The following is a 16,391-nucleotide window of genomic DNA, read 5'->3' as shown; positions in this document are numbered from 1 at the left end:
GATGACTACTCTGGCGGGCAAAATCACCTGCGGCCCGGCTGCCCGCCCGCCGCAGCACAGGGAGCAGCAGCCATGAAGTCATCCGTCAACCTGTCGGCCGGGCGATCCTACCTGGCCATTCCCGGCCCCTCGGTGGTGCCGGACCAGGTCCTGCAGGCGATGCACCGGGCCTCGCCCAACATCTACGCGGGTGAGCTGGTCGAGATGACCGAAACCCTGATCCCCGACCTGCGCCGGGTGGCTCGCACCCGGCACCATGTCGCGATCTACATTGCCAACGGCCACGGTGCCTGGGAAGCGGCGCTGCACAACACCCTGCAGCCGGGCGACCGGGTGCTGGTGCCCGCCTCCGGGCGCTTTGCCATCGGCTGGTCGGAAATGGCCGAGGCGCTGGGACTGGAGGTGGAGATCCTCGATTTCGGCACCGCCGCACCCTGGGACCACGCCCGCATCGCCGAGGTGCTGGAGGCCGACCGGGCGCACCGCATCAAGGCGGTTCTGGGGGTGCATGTGGACACCTCCAGCTCGATCCGCAACGACGTGGTGGCGCTGCGCCGCCTGCTGGACGCGGCGGGCCACCCGGCGCTGCTGATGGCCGACTGCATCGCCTCCTTGGGGTGCGACAGGTTCGAGATGGACGAGTGGGGCGTCGACGTGATGGTCGCGGCCTGCCAGAAGGGGCTGATGGTGCCCGCGGGGATGAGCTTCGTGTTCTTCAATGACCGCGCCGCCGCGGCCCGTGCCGCGCTGCCGCGCATCAGCCGCTACTGGGACTGGAGCCCGCGCGCCAACCCGGAGATGTTCTACCAGTTCTTCGGGGGCACCGCGCCCACCCATCACCTTTACGGCTTGCGCGCCGCGCTGGACCTGATTCATGCCGAAGGGGTGGAGAACGTCTGGGCCCGCCACGCCCACCTGGCCCGCGCCATCTGGGCCGCCTGCGAGGCCTGGGGCGAGGATGGTCCGCTGCGGATGAACGTGCCGGATCCGGGCTTGCGCTCGAACGCGGTGACCGCGCTGCATATGGCTGCCCCAAATGGCACCCGTCTGCGCACCTGGCTGGAGCAGAACCTGGGGCTGACGCTGGGCATCGGCCTCGGCATGGCGCCACCGGACAGCCCCGAGTGGCACGGGTTCTTCCGGCTTGGCCACATGGGCCATGTCAACGGGCATATGATCATGGGGTTGCTGGGCGGCATCGACGTCGGCCTGAAGGCGCTGGACATCCCCCACGGCCAGAACGCCTTGGCGCGCGCGGCCGCGGTGCTCGCGGCAAGCTGAGGCTCACGCTGAGGCACCTGGCTCGCAACGGCGCGCGCCGCGGGGCGGGTAGGGGCGCCCGTTTCAGGCCCCGGTCAGGCAGCAGTCAGGCGTTATGCCCCTTTTGCCCCCGTTGCCCCTTGTGCCCGTTCAGGCGGATTTCCAGCCTGGTGATGAGGTGGTTGATCAGCACTGCCAGCACCAGCACGGGCACCAGACCGTACAGCACCCACAGCACGAAGAAGATCCACATCAGGTTGATGCCGGCAAAGGTAATGGTCGCAGCAAACATGTCCGGAATGCCGTCCGGCAGGTCAGGGTCACGCATGACAATTCTCCCGGTGATACCCTGACAAGGGTAGCCCGGAAGCGGGGAAAGTCCGGTAAAAGATCGCGTGAGCACCGGCGACTGGGCAGGTTTCAGCCGCCCCGGGCGATCGCCAGCGCGGCAGGCAGCGCCTCGGCAAAGGCGGCCATCTCGGCCTCCGGTCCGCAACTGACACGGATGCAGCGGTTTTGCGGCTCCGCCAGCGGCATCCGCACAAAGACCCCGCGGGCCACCAGCGCCTCCAGCACCCGCTTGGCAAAGGCCCCGTCGGCGCCGCAGTCGATGGCAACGAAATTGGTTGCGGATGGCAGCGCCGTCAGCCCGTTCGCGGCGGCAATCTCGCCGAGGCGCCGTCGTGCGCCGTCGATCTGCGCGACCACATGCGCCAGCCACGCGCGGTCCTGCACCGCCGCCAGCGCCCCGGCCTGCGCGGCGCGGTTCATGCCGAAATGGTTGCGCACCTTGTGGAAGGCGGCAATCAGGTCCGGGTGCCCCAGCGCATAGCCGACCCGCGCCCCCGCCATCGCATAGGCCTTGGAGAAGGTCCGCATGCGGATCACCCGCGCGTCATCCGCGCGGATCGGCGCCGCGGTGCCCTCGGGCGCGCATTCCACATAGGCCTCGTCCAGCAGCAGCAGGCAGCCCTCGGGCAGCCCGTCCAGCGCGGCGGCAATATCGGCACCGCGGTGCCAGCTGCCCATCGGATTGTCGGGGTTGGCCAGGTAGACGATCTTGGCATCCACTTCGGCAGCGCGGGCAAGCAGCGCCGCGATGTCCTCGTGGTCCTCGCGGTAGGGCACCTTGTGCAGCACGCCTCCAAAACCCGCCACATGGTAGTTGAAGGTGGGATAGGCGCCCTCAGACGTCACCACCGCATCGCCCGGCGCCACCAGAAGCCGCACCAGGTAGCCCAGCAGCCCGTCGATGCCTTCGCCGACCACGATGTTCTCCATCGCCACGCCATGCTCGGCGGCCAGCGCGCGGCGCAGGTCGTGGTTCTCGGCGTCGCCGTATTTCCAGATCTCGGCCGCGGCCTGCGCCATCGCCTCCACCGCGCGCGGCGAGGGGCCAAAGATGTTCTCATTCGCGCCCAGCCGGGCGGCAAACGGCGTGCCGCGCGTGCGTTCCTGGGTTTCAGGGCCGACAAAGGGCACGGTGGCGGGCAGCGATTGCACAAGCGGGGTGTAACGGGGTCCAGTCATGGCGGCAGATAACCGCAAGGCCGGGGCCGGGGCAAGCCTCGGGCTGCCGCCACGTTGCGCTGGCCTGTGCGGCGTGTCCGGGGCAGGCTGCCGTCATCAGCAACATCGGAGCCCCGCCCATGCCGCGCGTCACCATCGACCACAAGGACCACGTCGCCCATGTCACCCTGAGCCGTGCCGACAAGCACAACGCGCTGGATGACGCGATGATCAACGAAATCGTGGCGGCCGGGCAGCAGCTCGCGGAAACGGAGGCCCGCGCGGTGGTGCTCTCGGGGGCGGGCAAGAGCTTCTGCGCCGGCCTCGACATGGCCAGTTTTGCAACCCTCGCGCAGCGCGATCTGACGCAGGAGGTGATGCAACGCAGCCATCACGACGCCAACCGGTTTCAGGAGGTGGCCATGGTCTGGCGGCGGCTGCCGGTCCCGGTGATCGCCGCGATCCACGGCGCCTGTTTCGGAGGCGGGCTGCAGCTCGCGCTCGGGGCCGACATCCGCATTGCCCACCCCGACAGCCGTTTCTCGGTGATGGAGATGAAATGGGGGCTGATCCCGGACATGGGCGGCATGGTGTTGCTGCCGCGGCTGCTGCGCTCTGACATGCTGCGCCGCCTGACCTACACGGCCGAGGTGATCGCGGCCGACGAGGCCCAGGACTGCGGCCTGGTCACCGAAGTGGCTGCCGACCCGCTGGCGCGTGCGCAGGCCCTGGCGGCACAGGTCGCGGGGCAGAGCCCCTCCGCCATCCGCGCGGCCAAACGCCTGATCGGCCTTGCCGAAAGCGGTGCCAGCCAGTCCGAGGTGCTGCTCGCCGAGAGCCGCGAGCAACTGGCGCTGATCGGGCAGCCAGACCAGATGGAAGCGGTCGCTGCCCAGCTGCAAAAACGCCCGCCACGGTTCTCCTGATCCCGGTCAACCGCGCTGACGGCCGCCCGTAGAGTCGCGGCTGCGGCACGGCAATTCGGGCTGGCAAGCGAAAAGGCGTATGGCATCAATTTGACGCAAATTCTTGCCAGATTTTTCCACATCCCGCCGAGGCCGGCAGGAAACCGCCCGCCGCCGGCAGAATGCTGCCGCAGTGCAAGGAGGGTGGGAGCTTGTTAACCTTTTGGCAAGGAAATAGCGCAAAATCTGGCCAAGCTCTGCCAGCATGCGCCCAGATCTAGGTCTGGCGTCAAGACGGTAGGGCAGGCCGTCGCCTCTTGCGTCGGGGCGAGCCGGTCACAAGGCAATGCGAACCCGACCGCGGTCATGGACCTCAGGATCGGGCGTGAAAAGAAGGATTGAGGCTGATGTATCTGGTGCGGAAAAAGTGGTTCATTGCATTTGAAAGTGGCGCGCTGCTGTCGCGCAGCGGCGACCGGATCACCTATTTCTACGACGAGGCGCTGAGCTTTGGAGATCGCGAGTCGGCCCAGAAATATTTGGCAGCAAATGAGAACAGGGTCAGCTGCACCGGCCTGCGCCCCTCCCTGACCGAGGCGGCGTGATCCGGCTGCCCCGCAGCGCTTGCACCGCGCGCAGGTTGGCAGCGTGGCGGGGCCGGTGTGCCTAGCTCCGCCCGCTGGCTGCTGGCGGTCTGCGGCGTGATGATATGCCTGGCCTCGGTGCTGTTCTGGCAGCAGGTGGCCAGCAGCCTGGCCCCGACCGCCTCGCCGCAATCCGAAAGCTGGTTCAGCGCCGCCGGGCTGCGTCACTTCTGGCCGCCGTTCCTCAGCGGTGCGGGCCTGATCCTCGCGGTCTGTCTGGCGCGACGCCCCGAAGATTGACCCAGTCCAACCCGCCGACCAACAAGGCGCATGACGGGTCCGCGGGGCCTAAGGCGCAACAATCGGCACGAAAAAAAAAGGGCCGCACCCGATGGTGCGGCCCCCTCAAAATCAACCTGGCGTGGCTGCGGCTTACAGCGAGGCCGCGTAGATCTTGCCGATGTTGGCATCCAGCGCCGCATCATATTCGGCATCGGTCATCGACACGTTCAGACCTTCGGTCAGCGCCCGGCTGAAGGAGGCGATCATCTTCGGGTTCTGCGCCAGCTTCTCGCAGGCCTCGTCGGTGCTGTAGCCGCCCGACAGGGCCACGACCCGCACCACATTGGCGTGATCGGCCAGATCGTCATACAGGCCCGGCTTGGTCGGGATGGTCAGCTTCAGCGCCACCTTGGTGTCTGCCGGCAGGGCATCCAGCTGCGCGGCGATCTCTGCCTTCAGGATGTCCTCGGCCTCGGCCTTGGTGGCCGAGTGGATGTCCACCTCCGGCTCGATGATCGGCACCAGCCCGGCTGCGGCGATCTGCTTGCCCACTTCGAACTGCTGGGCGACGACCGCCTTGATGCCCTCGGCATTGGCTTCCTTGATGACGGAGCGCATCTTGGTGCCGAAGATACCCTTGTCGTTGGCGCGCGCCAGCAGCGCGTCGAGGTCCGGCATCGGCTTCATCATCTGCACGCCGTTTTCGGCGTCGGCCAGACCCTTGTCGACCTTCAGGAACGGCACCACGCCGCAGTCTTCCCACAGGTATTGCGCGGTCGGCTTGCCCTTGATGTCGCCATCCATGGTCTTTTCGAACAGGATCGCGCCGAGGATCCGCTCCTGGGTGAAGCTCGGCGAGGTGATGATGCGGGTGCGCATCTTGTGGATCTCGGCAAACATCTCGTCATCGTTCGAGTAGGCGTCTTCGTTCACACCGTACAGCTTCAGCGCCTTCGGGGTGGAGCCGCCGGACTGGTCCAGTGCCGCGATGAACCCTTTGCCGGTGGCAATGCGGTCGAATTGAGCCTGCTGGGTGGAAGCGTCTTTTGCCATGATGCGTCACTCTTGTTGGAAATATCTGTCGTCGGGCTGTCTATACCGCGAAATGGTGCGAAAACAACGGGTCGATTGCGCTAACGGGTGAAGCTTTTGCGGGCGCTTGCCGACGGGTCGCCGCCGTTGCGCACGCGCGGCCCGCGCCGCTGCGCGCGGCTCAGCCCAGCCAGTCTTTGCGGCTCAGCGCGTCCTGCAGGGCCAGCAGGTCGGCCCGCAGGGCGGGCAGCGGGATCGGCCCGCCAAGGCAGACCCGCAGCGCCTCGGGGGGCGGGCCGCTGACGGTGAAGGCATCGCTGGGCAGAATGCCGATCTGGCGCGTGGCCATCCGGCCCATCACCTCGGCGCGGCTGGTGCCCGGCGGCAGCGATAGCCACAGGTTGAAGGCCAGCGGATCGCTCCGTGTCGCCACCCCTTGCGGGGCTCCCGGCGACAGGATCTCCGCCGCCAGGGCCTGCCGCGCGCGCGCGGCCTCACGCAAGTGGGTCTGCAGCTCCGCGGCGGTGCCATCCTCGATCCAACGTGTCAGCAGGGCCAGAGTCAGCGGCGAGACCATCACGTGCAGGGCCCGCAGGGCTTGGCTGAACCGGCCCATCTGGCTTTGCTGCGGCACCGTGGTGCAGGCCAGTCGCAGCCCCGCGCCCAGGCATTTGGACAGGCCGGCGATGTGCCAGCCCAGCTCCGGCACCAGCGTGCTGATCGGCGTTGGCGGCGGGGGCGCCACCAGGCAGTAGGCGTCGTCCTCGACCAGCGGCAGGTCATGCTCGGCCAGCACCGCGGCCACTTGCTGGCGGCGTGTGAGGGGCATGGTGCGGGTGGTGGGATTGTGCAGCGTCGGATTGAGATAGAGCGCCGCGGGCCAATGGCTGCGGATCGCGGCCTCCAGCGCCTGCGGATCGATCCCGTCTTCGTCGCCGGGCAGGCCGACCAGTTGCACGCCCAGCTGTGCCGCGATCGCCCGCAAGCCCGGGTAGGTGACATCCTCGCACAGCACGACCGAGCCGGGTTCGCACAACACCGTCAGGATTGCGTACAGCGCCGCATGGGCGCCGGGGGTCAGCGCCAGCCGCTCCGGCGCGCAGGGCAGGCCGTTGGCTTGCAGCCAGTCGCACAGCACCTCGCGGTCCTGCGGGCTGCCGGTGACCGACTGGTAGCGCAGCAGGGGCAGCAGGTTGGCCGAGACATGCGCCAGACCCGCCTGCATCCGGGCAACAAGCGCCGGATCCTCCGGCTCGGGGGGCATGTTCATCATCGGGTCTTCTTCCCGCGCCCGGCGCGGATCGGGGCGCAGGGGCTGCGGCTGCGGGGCTTTGACAAACGTGCCGCGGCCGACGAAGGTCTCGATATAGCCGCGCCGCACCGCTTCGGCGTAACCCCGCGCCACGGTCGAGAAATCCACCCCCAGCTGCTGCGCCACCCGCCGCTGTGGCGGCAGGCGGTCGCCCGGTGACAGCACGCCCGCGTCGATATCCGCACCGATCGCCTCGGCTATCTCCAGATAGCGCGGTCTGCCGCCGTTCAGCGCCTCTGCCAGCCGTTCCGGGCTCCAGTCGTCCATCTGCCTCATCTCCCGTCAGCTGGTCACTTTGTTTCGGAATTGACTGGTTCAATGCCAAACTGCGACAATCTATGCAAGATAAATGACTGCATATTGATTGCATGCAATGACGGAATCACGGTATCAGGCTGTAAAGCCAAGGAGACGCGCAAATGAGTGGCACCGATCTGATGGAACAGGACGTGCGGGCGATGAAGCCTGCGCTTGTGAACGGGCTGCGGTTGCGCTGTCCCGCCTGCGGGCAGGGGAAGCTGCTGCACAGCTACCTGAAGGTGAATGACGGCTGCAGCGAATGTGGCGAGGAGCTGCATCACCAGCGCGCGGACGATGGGCCGGCCTATCTGACCATCCTGGTGGTTGGCCATATTCTGGGCTTCGTTCTGCACATTGTCTACGTGCAGCTGCGACCGGATCCCTGGACGCTGGCGCTGATCCTGTCGGTGGTCACGGTGGTCGCCTCGCTGGTGATGCTGCCGCGCATGAAGGGGCTGGTGGTGGCCTATCAATGGGCCAAGCGGATGCACGGCTTCTGATCCTGTTATCGCGTGCTGGGTCCCGGTCGCAGACCGGGCCGAGGCGGCCTCGCGCGCAAGGGACACGCCCTATCCCCCGCATCAACGGACGTGGCGACGGATGCCGGAGGGGGACGGATGCCGGTGGGGAGCGTGGATCGGATACCTGGTTCGGGAAACCAAAATGCAAAAGGCGGGCCGATGGCCCGCCTTTTTCCTGTTTCTCCCAGCGCCGCGAAGCGGCGCCGGGCCCAACTGGCAAGGCGCCATCCCGGATGGCGCCGTCGACGGGCGGGAGCGCCGCCGCCCGCCAGCGCTTAGACCAGCCGCGAGGCTTCCTTGGCTGCGCGCACGAAGTCGTCGAACAACGGGTGCGGCGCAAAGGGTTTGGACTTCAGCTCGGGGTGGAACTGCACGCCGATGAACCAGGGGTGGTCCTTCCATTCGACGATCTCCGGCAGGCGGCCGTCAGGCGACATGCCCGAGAAATGCAGCCCGCAGGCCTCCAGTTTCTCGCGATACTTGATGTCCACCTCGTAGCGGTGGCGGTGGCGTTCCTCGATATGGGTGCTGCCATAGACGCGCGACACCAGCGAGCCTTCGCTCAGCGTCGCGTCATAGGCGCCCAGGCGCATGGTGCCGCCCTTGTCGTCATCGGCGGTGCGGCTGACCTTGTGGTTGCCCTGCACCCATTCCTTGAGGTGATAGACCACCGGCTCGAACCGCTTCTTGCCGGCCTCGTGATCGAATTCTTCCGAACCGGCTTCGGCGATGCCTGCGACGTTGCGGGCGGCTTCGATCACCGCCATCTGCATGCCAAGGCAGATGCCGAGGTAGGGCACGTTGTTTTCGCGCGCGTATTGCGCCGCCTTGATCTTGCCCTCGGTGCCGCGCTCGCCAAAGCCGCCGGGCACCAGGATCGCGTGATAGCCCTGCAGGTAGGGCGCGGCGTCGTCCTTGTCGAACAGCTCGGCGTCGACCCATTCGATCTTGACCTTCACCCGGTTCGACATGCCGCCGTGGGTGAGCGCCTCGGCGATGGATTTATAGGCATCTTCCAGCTGGGTGTACTTGCCGACGATGGCCACCTTCACCTCGCCCTCGGGGTTGTAGATGCGGTCAGCCACATCTTCCCAGCGCGCCAGGTTCGGCTTGGGGGCAGGGGCAATGCCAAAAGCGTCCAGAACGGCCTGGTCCATGCCCTCGCGGTGGTAGGCCAGCGGCGCTTCGTAGATCGATTTCAGGTCCTGCGCGGCGATCACCGAATCGGGGCGGACGTTGCAGAACAGCGCCAGCTTCTCGCGCTCTTTCTTCGGGATCGGCCCTTCGGAGCGGCAGACCAGGATGTCGGGGGCAAGGCCGATCGAGCGCAGCTCCTTCACCGAGTGCTGGGTCGGCTTGGTCTTCAGCTCGCCGCTGGCCTTGATGTAGGGCAGCAAGGTCAGGTGCATGAAGATGCACTGCCCGCGCGGCTTGTCCTGGGCGAACTGGCGGATCGCCTCGAAGAAGGGCAGGCCCTCGATGTCGCCGACGGTGCCGCCGATCTCGCAGAGCATGAAGTCGACCTCATCCTCGCCGATCGAGATGAAGTCCTTGATCTCGTTGGTGACGTGCGGAATGACCTGGATGGTCTTGCCGAGGTAGTCGCCGCGGCGCTCCTTCTCCAGCACGTTGGTGTAGATCCGGCCCGAGGAGATCGAGTCGGTCTTGCGGGCAGGCACCCCGGTGAAGCGCTCGTAGTGGCCGAGGTCGAGGTCGGTTTCGGCGCCGTCGTCGGTGACGAAAACCTCGCCGTGCTCGAACGGGCTCATGGTGCCGGGATCGACGTTCAGATAGGGGTCCAGCTTGCGCAGGCGAACGGAATAGCCGCGAGCCTGCAGAAGTGCCCCCAGTGCCGCCGAAGCCAGACCTTTGCCCAGTGATGAAACAACACCGCCAGTGATGAAGATAAAACGCGCCATATGTGTTCGGCTGCCCCCGTGAGAAGTCAGATTTCAGCTGCCCGGCGGTGATCGGAATCATCCGAAAAACCGCAGCATCACGGGACTTCATATATAGAGGATTCGCGCATCATGCGCAAGGGAACCGCAAGATGCTGTTGCAGTTCCCGAAAACCCGTCAAGGTATAGTGGTTTAGTCCAGGCTTGGCACCAGCGGTGCGTTGTCGCCTTCGCTCGGCGGCAGAAGATCGCTGCCCAGAGCAGGCGGAGCTGCCGGAGCCTGGCCTTCGGCCTGCGGAACGGTCAGCCGGTCGGCGACCGAGGAGCCCGCGGATTTCTGTGCGGCCAGCACCGTCAGGGTGATCGAGGTGCCGACAAAGGCAATGGCCAGCAGCCAGGTCAGCTTGCTGAGCGCGGTTGCCGCGGCCCGGCCGGAGATCGCCCCGCCGCCGCCGCCGCCCATGCCCAGACCGCCGCCCTCGGAGCGTTGCAGCAGGACAATGGCAATCAGGCCGAGAGCCAGAAGAAGATGGATGATGAGAACAACGTTTTCCATGGGTCCCTGCGGCGGTTGGCTGAGTATCGGGCGGTAAATAGGGAAGATTGGCCGGGGGGGCAAGGGCTCAGTTTGCCTGCGATGCCGGCAATGGCCAAGCTGCATCACGGATCTTGATTTCTCCTATCATCAAAGGGCGCTGGACAGGGCGCGCGGGGCGGCGCAGTCTGCCCTTATGCCGCATGACTTGCCTGACCACCCGCACGCCCATCTGCCCCCGGACCCCGCCCTGCGGGTGAAAGCGCTGGAGACGATTCTGACCGCAAAAGGCTTGGTCGATCCCGCCGCGCTGGAGGAGATCATCGACACCTACCAGAACCGCATCGGCCCGCAGAACGGGGCGCGGGTGGTGGCGCGGGCCTGGCGCGATCCCGGGTTCAAGGCCGCACTTCTGGCGGATGCCGACCCGGTGCTGGCGGAGCTTGGCTACTACGGGCGGCAGGGGGAGCATATGGTGGTGGTGGAGAACACGCCCCAGCGCCACAACATGATAGTCTGCACCCTGTGCAGCTGCTACCCGTGGCCTTTGCTGGGGATCCCGCCCGGCTGGTACAAATCCGACGCCTACCGCGCCCGTGCGGTGCGCGAGCCGCGCAAGGTGCTGGCGGAATTCGGTGTCACCTTGCCGCCGGAAACCGCGGTGCGGGTCTGGGATTCGACGGCCGAGGTCCGCTATCTGGTCCTGCCGATGCGGCCCAAAGGCACCGAGGGCCTGGACGAGGCGGCGCTGGCGGCGCTGGTCAGCCGTGACAGCATGATCGGAACCGCCCTGCCGGTGGTGCCGGGGCAGGCGCAGCCATGACTCGGGTGCATGACATGGGCGGGCGATTCGGCGACGGGCCGGTAAGGCCAGAGGCCGCGGACGCGCCGGTCTTTGCGCAGGACTGGCACGGTCGCGCGCTGGCGGTGACGCTGGCCTGCGGCGCGTTGGGCCAGTGGAACATCGACGTCTCGCGTCACGCGCGCGAGCGGCTGTCGCCCGGGGACTACAGCCGTTTTTCCTATTACGAGAAATGGATCGCCGCGCTGGCCGACCTGCTGGTGGAAACCGGCGTGCTGAGCGAGGCCGACCTGCAGGGCAAGGGCACGGCCGAGCTGCACGCGCTGGCCGGGCGGGCGCTGCAGGCACAAGACGTCGCGGCGGCACTGGCCAGGGGCGGCCCGGCGGCCCGCGATGGCGGCCCGGCACCGCGGTTTTCCCCCGGGCAGGCGGTGCGCACGCGGCGACCTGCCGAGAATGTGCTGAAGCCGGGCGGCCACACCCGGCTGCCGCGCTACGCGGCCGGGGCCTGCGGCCAGATCCTGCGGCTGCACGGCAGCCATGTGCTGCCCGACAGCAATGCCCACGGGCTGGGCGAGGCACCGGAGCCGCTTTATGCCGTTCGCTTTGCCGCGAGCCAGCTGTGGGCGCATCCCGAACACCCCGATGACGAGGTGGTGCTGGATCTGTGGCAAAGCTACCTGGAGCCGCTATGAGCAGCTGTGCCGAGGTTTCCGCGCCGGAGCCGGTCTTTGCCGAACCCTGGCACGCGCAGGTCTTTGCCCTGACGGTGCATCTGAACGAGGCCGGGCGGTTCAGCTGGGCCGACTGGGTGCAGCGGTTCTCGGCCACCTTGAAGCGGCACGGGCTGAACCGTGATCTGGACGGCGGCGAGGATTACTTTCGCGCCTGGCTGGAAACGCTGGAGAGCTACCTGGCGGAAGACGGCGCGGTGGCCCCGGCCGAGGCCGAGCAGATGCGCAAGCGCTGGGAGGAGGCCTATCTGACCACGCCGCATGGCGCGCCGGTGCATCTGTCGGAGTGACCCCGGCAGCCCTGGCCGCCGCGGCCGGGCGCCGGGGCGGGTGTTTCAGCGTTGTTGCTCTGGTTCTGCGCTATACCCTGATAAAGGGGGCGGCGCCGCCGGGTGGAGGATGGACGCTCCCCCGCGGGGGAGGCTCGGACAGGACTTCCTGAACGACCCCCTTTTTATCGGGGCCGGTCTCCGGGTGATGCGCAGGCAGCCGCACAGATGCCTGCGCCACGTATCATGACCCTTGCGCAAGGATCATGGCGGGGGATCGCGATCAGGGGCAGTCTGGCAGGTCGGTATGAGGATTGCGTGAAGCGGGCGTACGGTGGTTGCGCAACACCCGCTTGGAGACGGTACAATGAGGGCGAGCGCCTGACCGCGGGGTGGCGCTGATTGGGTCGTGTCGGGCAGATTATGTCAGCAAAATCCGTATTAGGCCGCAGTGAAGCGATACCTGTACCAAAGCGCCAGCCCGGTGGGGCGGGCAGGCGCTCGCCCGGCGCCTGCGGCTTGATTACGGACGTGGGGCGGCACGCGTTGCGGTGAAACACTGCCCCCTGCGGCGAAAAACCGGTTCCCCTGCCTGCGCAGCATCGCTATATGAGCGTGGGTTTGAACCAAAGACTGTAAAGGACCGGATATGGCCAATGTCGTCGTAGTCGGCGCCCAGTGGGGCGACGAAGGTAAAGGCAAGATCGTGGACTGGCTGAGCGAGCGCGCGGATGTGATCGCACGCTTTCAGGGCGGCCATAACGCCGGCCACACGCTGGTCATTGACGGAAAGGTCTACAAGCTGCACGCGCTGCCCTCGGGCGTGGTGCGCGGTGGCAAGCTGTCGGTCATCGGCAACGGCGTGGTGCTGGACCCCTGGCACCTGCTGAAAGAGATCGAGACCGTGCGCGCCCAGGGCGTGGAGATCACGCCGGAGACGCTGATGATCGCGGAAAACACCCCGCTGATCCTGCCGCTGCACGGCGAGCTGGACCGCGCGCGCGAGGAAGCGGCAAGCAAGGGCACCAAGATCGGCACCACCGGCCGTGGCATCGGCCCGGCCTATGAGGACAAGGTCGGCCGCCGCGCCATCCGCGTCGCGGACCTGGCCGATGAGGCGACGCTGATCGCCCGCGTTGACCGCGCGTTGCAGCACCATGATCCGCTGCGCAAGGGCCTCGGCGTCGAGGCAATCGACCGCGATGCGCTGATTGCCCAGCTGAAAGAGATCGCACCGAAGATCCTGCCCTACGCGGCACCGGTCTGGAAGGTGCTGAACGAAAAGCGCAAGGCGGGCAAGCGGATCCTGTTCGAAGGCGCGCAGGGCGCGTTGCTGGACATCGATTTCGGCACCTATCCCTTCGTGACCTCGTCCAACGTGATTGCGGGGCAGGCCGCGACCGGCGTGGGCATCGGGCCGGGCTCGATCGATTACGTGCTGGGCATCGTCAAGGCCTACACCACCCGCGTCGGCGAAGGTCCGTTCCCGACCGAGCTGCTGGACGCCGAGGGCAAGCCCGATGCCGATGGCGAGCGTCTGGGCACCCGTGGCCATGAGTTCGGCACCACCACCGGCCGCCAGCGCCGCTGCGGCTGGTTCGATGCCGCGCTGGTGCGCCAGACCTGCGCGACCTCGGGCATCAAGGGCATCTGCCTGACCAAGCTGGACGTGCTGGACGGCTTTGAAACCCTGAAGATCTGCACCGGCTATGAGCTGGATGGTGAGCGGCTGGACTACCTGCCCACCGCTGCCGACCAGCAGGCCCGCTGCAAGCCGATCTACGAGGAAATGCCGGGCTGGAGCGAATCCACCGAAGGCGCGCGCAGCTGGAACGACCTGCCGGCCAACGCGATCAAGTATGTGAAGCGGGTGGAAGAGCTGATCGAATGCCCGGTGGCGCTGCTCTCCACCAGCCCGGAGCGGGACGACACCATCCTGGTGACCGACCCGTTTGCCGACTGATGGCAGAGAAGCAAGGCCTGAGCTACAAGGCGCGGCGGCGCTGGGCGCTGGTGATCCTGCTGGTGGGCATGCCGGTTTACATCGTGGCCGCGGTCACGGTGATGAACTGGCTGGACCGGCCGCCGCTGTGGCTGGAGCTGGTGGTCTATGTGGCGCTGGGCATCGTCTGGGTGCTGCCGTTCAAGTTTGTCTTCCGCGGCGTCGGACAGGCGGACCCGGACGCGGACGGCGAGTAAGCGGAGGGGCTCTGCCCCGCAGGTTTGCCTGGTAGAGGGGCGCTGCCCCTCTTGGCCCTGCGGGCCAATTCACCCCGGAGTATTTTGGGGAAAGATGAAGCGGCAGCGCGTTGTGCTGAATTGAAAAAGGCGGCCCCGGAGGCCGCCTTTTTTGATTCCTGTTCGGAGGTTCAGCCCGCGGCGCGTTTGCCGGGCTGGAAGCCGATCTCGCCGGAGGCGGTGAACTTGCCGTTGCCGGACCGTTCGATCTTGCCTTCGCGCAGGAGCTGGCCAAAGCTGCGCAGCCCGTCCTCGCGGTTGAAGTCGCCGGCACCGCTGCTGCGGACCTTGTTCATCAGCTGCGGACGGGAGAAATGGTCTCGCCCCTCGACGAAGCTGAGATAGGCGGCGGCGGCTTCGAGCAATTCATGCAGTTCCACCGCGCCGCGCTCCTCGGCGTAATCGGCAAAGCTGCTGCCGGTGGCGTCGGGGGAGGGCTCTTCGAGAATTGCCGCGGACACCCGGCGCGGGCGCACCGGCTGCTGTGGCTGGCTGGTTTCGTCGATGCGCTGCTCGGCCACGAGTTTCAGCGGCGCCGGGCGGCTCACCGCGATGCGCGGGCGATCGCCACCGGCGTCGCGGGGCTTGGCACGGGTTTCCGGGCGGCGCGGGCGCACCACGCTGGCCAGATCCTCGCGGTAGGGCTGGGCCTCGTCATCGCCGGAGCCGTCGGTCTCGCCGTTCTTGGCCGCGGCAGCGGCGGCGCGCAGATGGCTGTAGGCCTCCCGCGTGGAGGCTGATTCGGGTTCTTCGAGCCGCTCGTCCGCGGCGGCCATCAGCCGCGATACATCGCTGTCGGGCAGGTCCGTCGCAGGCGCGGCGGGCGGGGTTTCCGCGTGCGGCGCAGGGGCAAACGCGGTCTCGACCGGGGTGTCCGGTGCCGTCTCCTCCTCGGGCTCCTGCCCGGCGGCGAGAATCTCCGCTTCGACCTCGGCCAGTTCCCGCATCAGGTCGGCCTCATCCTCTTCGGAGAGTTCGGCGGGGGCCTCGGGCGCGGCGTGGTCGGCCTGCTCGTCGTCGCTGTCGGCTGTTTCTTCCAGCTGACCGGCGGCGACGGCTTTCTCGAAATCGGCGCGCTTTACCTTGGCGACGCGGATGCGGGGTTGGGCGGCGGGCGCGGGCTGCGATTCCGTCTCGGTGGCCTCTTCCGCGTCGGCCTCTGCCTCGGACGGCGCTGCGCTGTCGGCCTCGGCTTCGATGTCGAGTCGGTCCAGCGCGCGGGCGATCTCGTCGTCGCTTTCGTCGTCGAAATCGGGCGCGTCGGACTCGTCGCCGTCCTGCATCGCGCTGGAGATGTCGGCGGCCGCGTTTTCCAGTACGTCGTCGGCGTGTTCGTCCTCGGAGAATTCCTCTTCCGGTTCCGGGGCGCGAGCGACCACGGCGCGGATCCGCTGCAGCTTGGCGGCGATGCTGTCCGGGGCCGGGGTGTCCTCGGGCTCGGGCTGTGCGGCAGTTGCGCCCGACGGGCGGGTTTCTTCCGGCGCGTCGGAGGCGCTTGCACTGGCGAGCACAGCGGCGATCGTGTCTTCGGCTTCGGCTTCGGCTTCGGCTTCGGCTTCGGCTTCGGCTTCGGCTTCGGCTTCGGCTTCGGCTTCGGCTTCGGCTTCGGCTTCGGTCAGGCTCCAGTCCTCGACCTCTTCGGCCACGACGGCGGCTTCCGGGGCGGTTTCAGCCGCGGCGGCAGGTTCAGCTTGCGGCTCGGCCTGCGCGGCCGTCGGCAGGGTCTGCGCCGGGCGTTCGGTGGCCAGATAGGCGGCGGGAGAGGGCTGCGCCGTGGTATCCGCCTGGGGGCCGGCGGGAGGGGCGGTTTGCGTCGGCGGTTCCGCCGGGGCGGCAGAAAGCGCCGCGGCGCGCAGGTGGATGCCACCCTCGCTGGTGCGCGCCTCGACCTGGCGGGCGATCTCGCGCTGGGCAATGCGGGCGAGCATGTCGGCATCCGGCTGCGGCGGCTCGGCACCGAAGTACCGGTCTTCAGAGGCCAGGTCGCGGAAATACTCGGCGATGGCCTTCATCGTGCCGAAGGAATCCTCGAACCCTTCCAATGTGCAGGAAAAGGTTCCATAGGAGACGGTCAGGACTTTGTTGTTTTGTACCATCAGCTCGCTCGTCTTCGCCACAGTTGCTTCCATTCACCATATGGGCTGGAAGGACCAATTTTGCTCGAATTCGTGCAATAGATCGTATCATTTTGTGTTCACATTGTGACCTGT

The 16,391-nt window shown here is 67.3% G+C and carries 17 protein-coding genes; 10 read left to right on the top strand and 7 right to left on the bottom strand.

The features are described from left to right. The first annotated feature begins 72 nt into the window (after nt 1-72). Nucleotides 73-1,281: a pyridoxal-phosphate-dependent aminotransferase family protein gene (locus ACZ52D_RS02530; protein ID WP_464442454.1), complete on the top strand. Its 1,209-nt coding sequence runs from the start codon at nt 73-75 to the stop codon at nt 1,279-1,281. 85 nt (nt 1,282-1,366) lie between these two features. On the opposite strand, the gene ACZ52D_RS02525 is transcribed toward ACZ52D_RS02530, so the two are convergent. After that, complete coding sequence (locus ACZ52D_RS02525) at nt 1,367-1,588, bottom strand: hypothetical protein (protein ID WP_222454057.1); 222 nt, start codon at nt 1,586-1,588, stop codon at nt 1,367-1,369. Nucleotides 1,589-1,680: 92 nt separating this feature from the next. Further along, nucleotides 1,681-2,790, bottom strand: a complete 1,110-nt coding sequence (locus tag ACZ52D_RS02520) for a pyridoxal phosphate-dependent aminotransferase (protein ID WP_464442453.1) — start codon at nt 2,788-2,790, stop codon at nt 1,681-1,683. A 119-nt stretch (nt 2,791-2,909) separates the two neighbouring features. Here ACZ52D_RS02520 and ACZ52D_RS02515 point away from each other — a divergent pair, with 119 nt between their 5' ends. The 3 genes from ACZ52D_RS02515 (at nt 2,910) to ACZ52D_RS02505 (ending at nt 4,558) form a co-directional block, all read left to right on the top strand. Further along, nucleotides 2,910-3,695, top strand: a complete 786-nt coding sequence (locus tag ACZ52D_RS02515) for a crotonase/enoyl-CoA hydratase family protein (RefSeq protein WP_464442452.1) — start codon at nt 2,910-2,912, stop codon at nt 3,693-3,695. A 386-nt stretch (nt 3,696-4,081) separates the two neighbouring features. Next, nucleotides 4,082-4,279: a hypothetical protein gene (locus ACZ52D_RS02510; protein ID WP_222454054.1), complete on the top strand. Its 198-nt coding sequence runs from the start codon at nt 4,082-4,084 to the stop codon at nt 4,277-4,279. A 57-nt stretch (nt 4,280-4,336) separates the two neighbouring features. Beyond that, the gene (locus tag ACZ52D_RS02505) at nt 4,337-4,558 is read left to right on the top strand and encodes a hypothetical protein (protein ID WP_464442451.1); all 222 of its coding nucleotides are present in this window, start codon (nt 4,337-4,339) and stop codon (nt 4,556-4,558) included. Nucleotides 4,559-4,690: 132 nt separating this feature from the next. Here ACZ52D_RS02505 and ACZ52D_RS02500 read toward each other — a convergent pair whose 3' ends face one another. Together ACZ52D_RS02500 and ACZ52D_RS02495 are read right to left on the bottom strand one after the other, a co-directional pair. Further along, nucleotides 4,691-5,593, bottom strand: coding sequence for a fructose bisphosphate aldolase (locus ACZ52D_RS02500; protein WP_417473363.1), 903 nt, complete (start codon nt 5,591-5,593; stop codon nt 4,691-4,693). A 160-nt stretch (nt 5,594-5,753) separates the two neighbouring features. After that, the gene (locus ACZ52D_RS02495; protein ID WP_464442450.1) at nt 5,754-7,151 is read right to left on the bottom strand and encodes an aminotransferase-like domain-containing protein; all 1,398 of its coding nucleotides are present in this window, start codon (nt 7,149-7,151) and stop codon (nt 5,754-5,756) included. Between the two features lie 152 nt (nt 7,152-7,303). On the opposite strand from ACZ52D_RS02495, the gene ACZ52D_RS02490 reads away from it, so the two are divergent. Beyond that, on the top strand, nt 7,304-7,684 hold the full coding sequence (locus ACZ52D_RS02490) for a DUF983 domain-containing protein (protein ID WP_222454050.1): 381 nt from the start codon (nt 7,304-7,306) through the stop codon (nt 7,682-7,684). A gap of 296 nt (nt 7,685-7,980) precedes the next feature. Here the strand turns inward: ACZ52D_RS02490 and ACZ52D_RS02485 are convergent, their stop codons facing one another. Both ACZ52D_RS02485 and secG read right to left on the bottom strand, forming a co-directional pair. Beyond that, nucleotides 7,981-9,624 carry a CTP synthase gene (locus tag ACZ52D_RS02485; RefSeq protein WP_222454049.1) on the bottom strand — a complete coding sequence of 548 codons (1,644 nt, stop codon included), beginning with the start codon at nt 9,622-9,624 and terminating at the stop codon, nt 7,981-7,983. A 172-nt stretch (nt 9,625-9,796) separates the two neighbouring features. After that, nucleotides 9,797-10,159 carry a preprotein translocase subunit SecG gene (secG, locus tag ACZ52D_RS02480; RefSeq protein WP_464442449.1) on the bottom strand — a complete coding sequence of 121 codons (363 nt, stop codon included), beginning with the start codon at nt 10,157-10,159 and terminating at the stop codon, nt 9,797-9,799. Nucleotides 10,160-10,334: 175 nt separating this feature from the next. On the opposite strand from secG, the gene nthA reads away from it, so the two are divergent. The 5 genes from nthA (at nt 10,335) to ACZ52D_RS02455 (ending at nt 14,142) form a co-directional block, all read left to right on the top strand. Next, nucleotides 10,335-10,961 (top strand): nitrile hydratase subunit alpha, encoded by a 627-nt coding sequence (nthA, locus tag ACZ52D_RS02475; protein WP_464442448.1) that lies wholly within the window; start codon nt 10,335-10,337, stop codon nt 10,959-10,961. Beyond that, the gene (gene nthB / locus ACZ52D_RS02470; RefSeq protein WP_464442447.1) at nt 10,958-11,635 is read left to right on the top strand and encodes a nitrile hydratase subunit beta; all 678 of its coding nucleotides are present in this window, start codon (nt 10,958-10,960) and stop codon (nt 11,633-11,635) included. The genes nthA and nthB overlap by 4 nt, the downstream gene beginning before the upstream one ends. Next, nucleotides 11,632-11,964: a nitrile hydratase accessory protein gene (locus tag ACZ52D_RS02465; RefSeq protein ID WP_464442446.1), complete on the top strand. Its 333-nt coding sequence runs from the start codon at nt 11,632-11,634 to the stop codon at nt 11,962-11,964. The genes nthB and ACZ52D_RS02465 overlap by 4 nt, the downstream gene beginning before the upstream one ends. 628 nt (nt 11,965-12,592) lie before the next feature. Beyond that, on the top strand, nt 12,593-13,906 hold the full coding sequence (locus tag ACZ52D_RS02460) for an adenylosuccinate synthase (RefSeq protein ID WP_222454044.1): 1,314 nt from the start codon (nt 12,593-12,595) through the stop codon (nt 13,904-13,906). Then, nucleotides 13,906-14,142, top strand: a complete 237-nt coding sequence (locus ACZ52D_RS02455) for a DUF2842 domain-containing protein (protein ID WP_222454043.1) — start codon at nt 13,906-13,908, stop codon at nt 14,140-14,142. The genes ACZ52D_RS02460 and ACZ52D_RS02455 overlap by 1 nt, the downstream gene beginning before the upstream one ends. Before the next feature lie 170 nt (nt 14,143-14,312). On the opposite strand, the gene ACZ52D_RS02450 is transcribed toward ACZ52D_RS02455, so the two are convergent. After that, nucleotides 14,313-16,277: a prolipoprotein diacylglyceryl transferase gene (locus tag ACZ52D_RS02450; protein WP_464442445.1), complete on the bottom strand. Its 1,965-nt coding sequence runs from the start codon at nt 16,275-16,277 to the stop codon at nt 14,313-14,315. Between the last annotated feature and the right edge of the window lie 114 nt (nt 16,278-16,391).

Source organism: Leisingera sp. S2M4, from assembly GCF_055398055.1.
The sequence above is the reverse complement of the archived record's forward strand: the minus strand, read 5'-3'. Positions and strand labels throughout refer to the sequence as shown.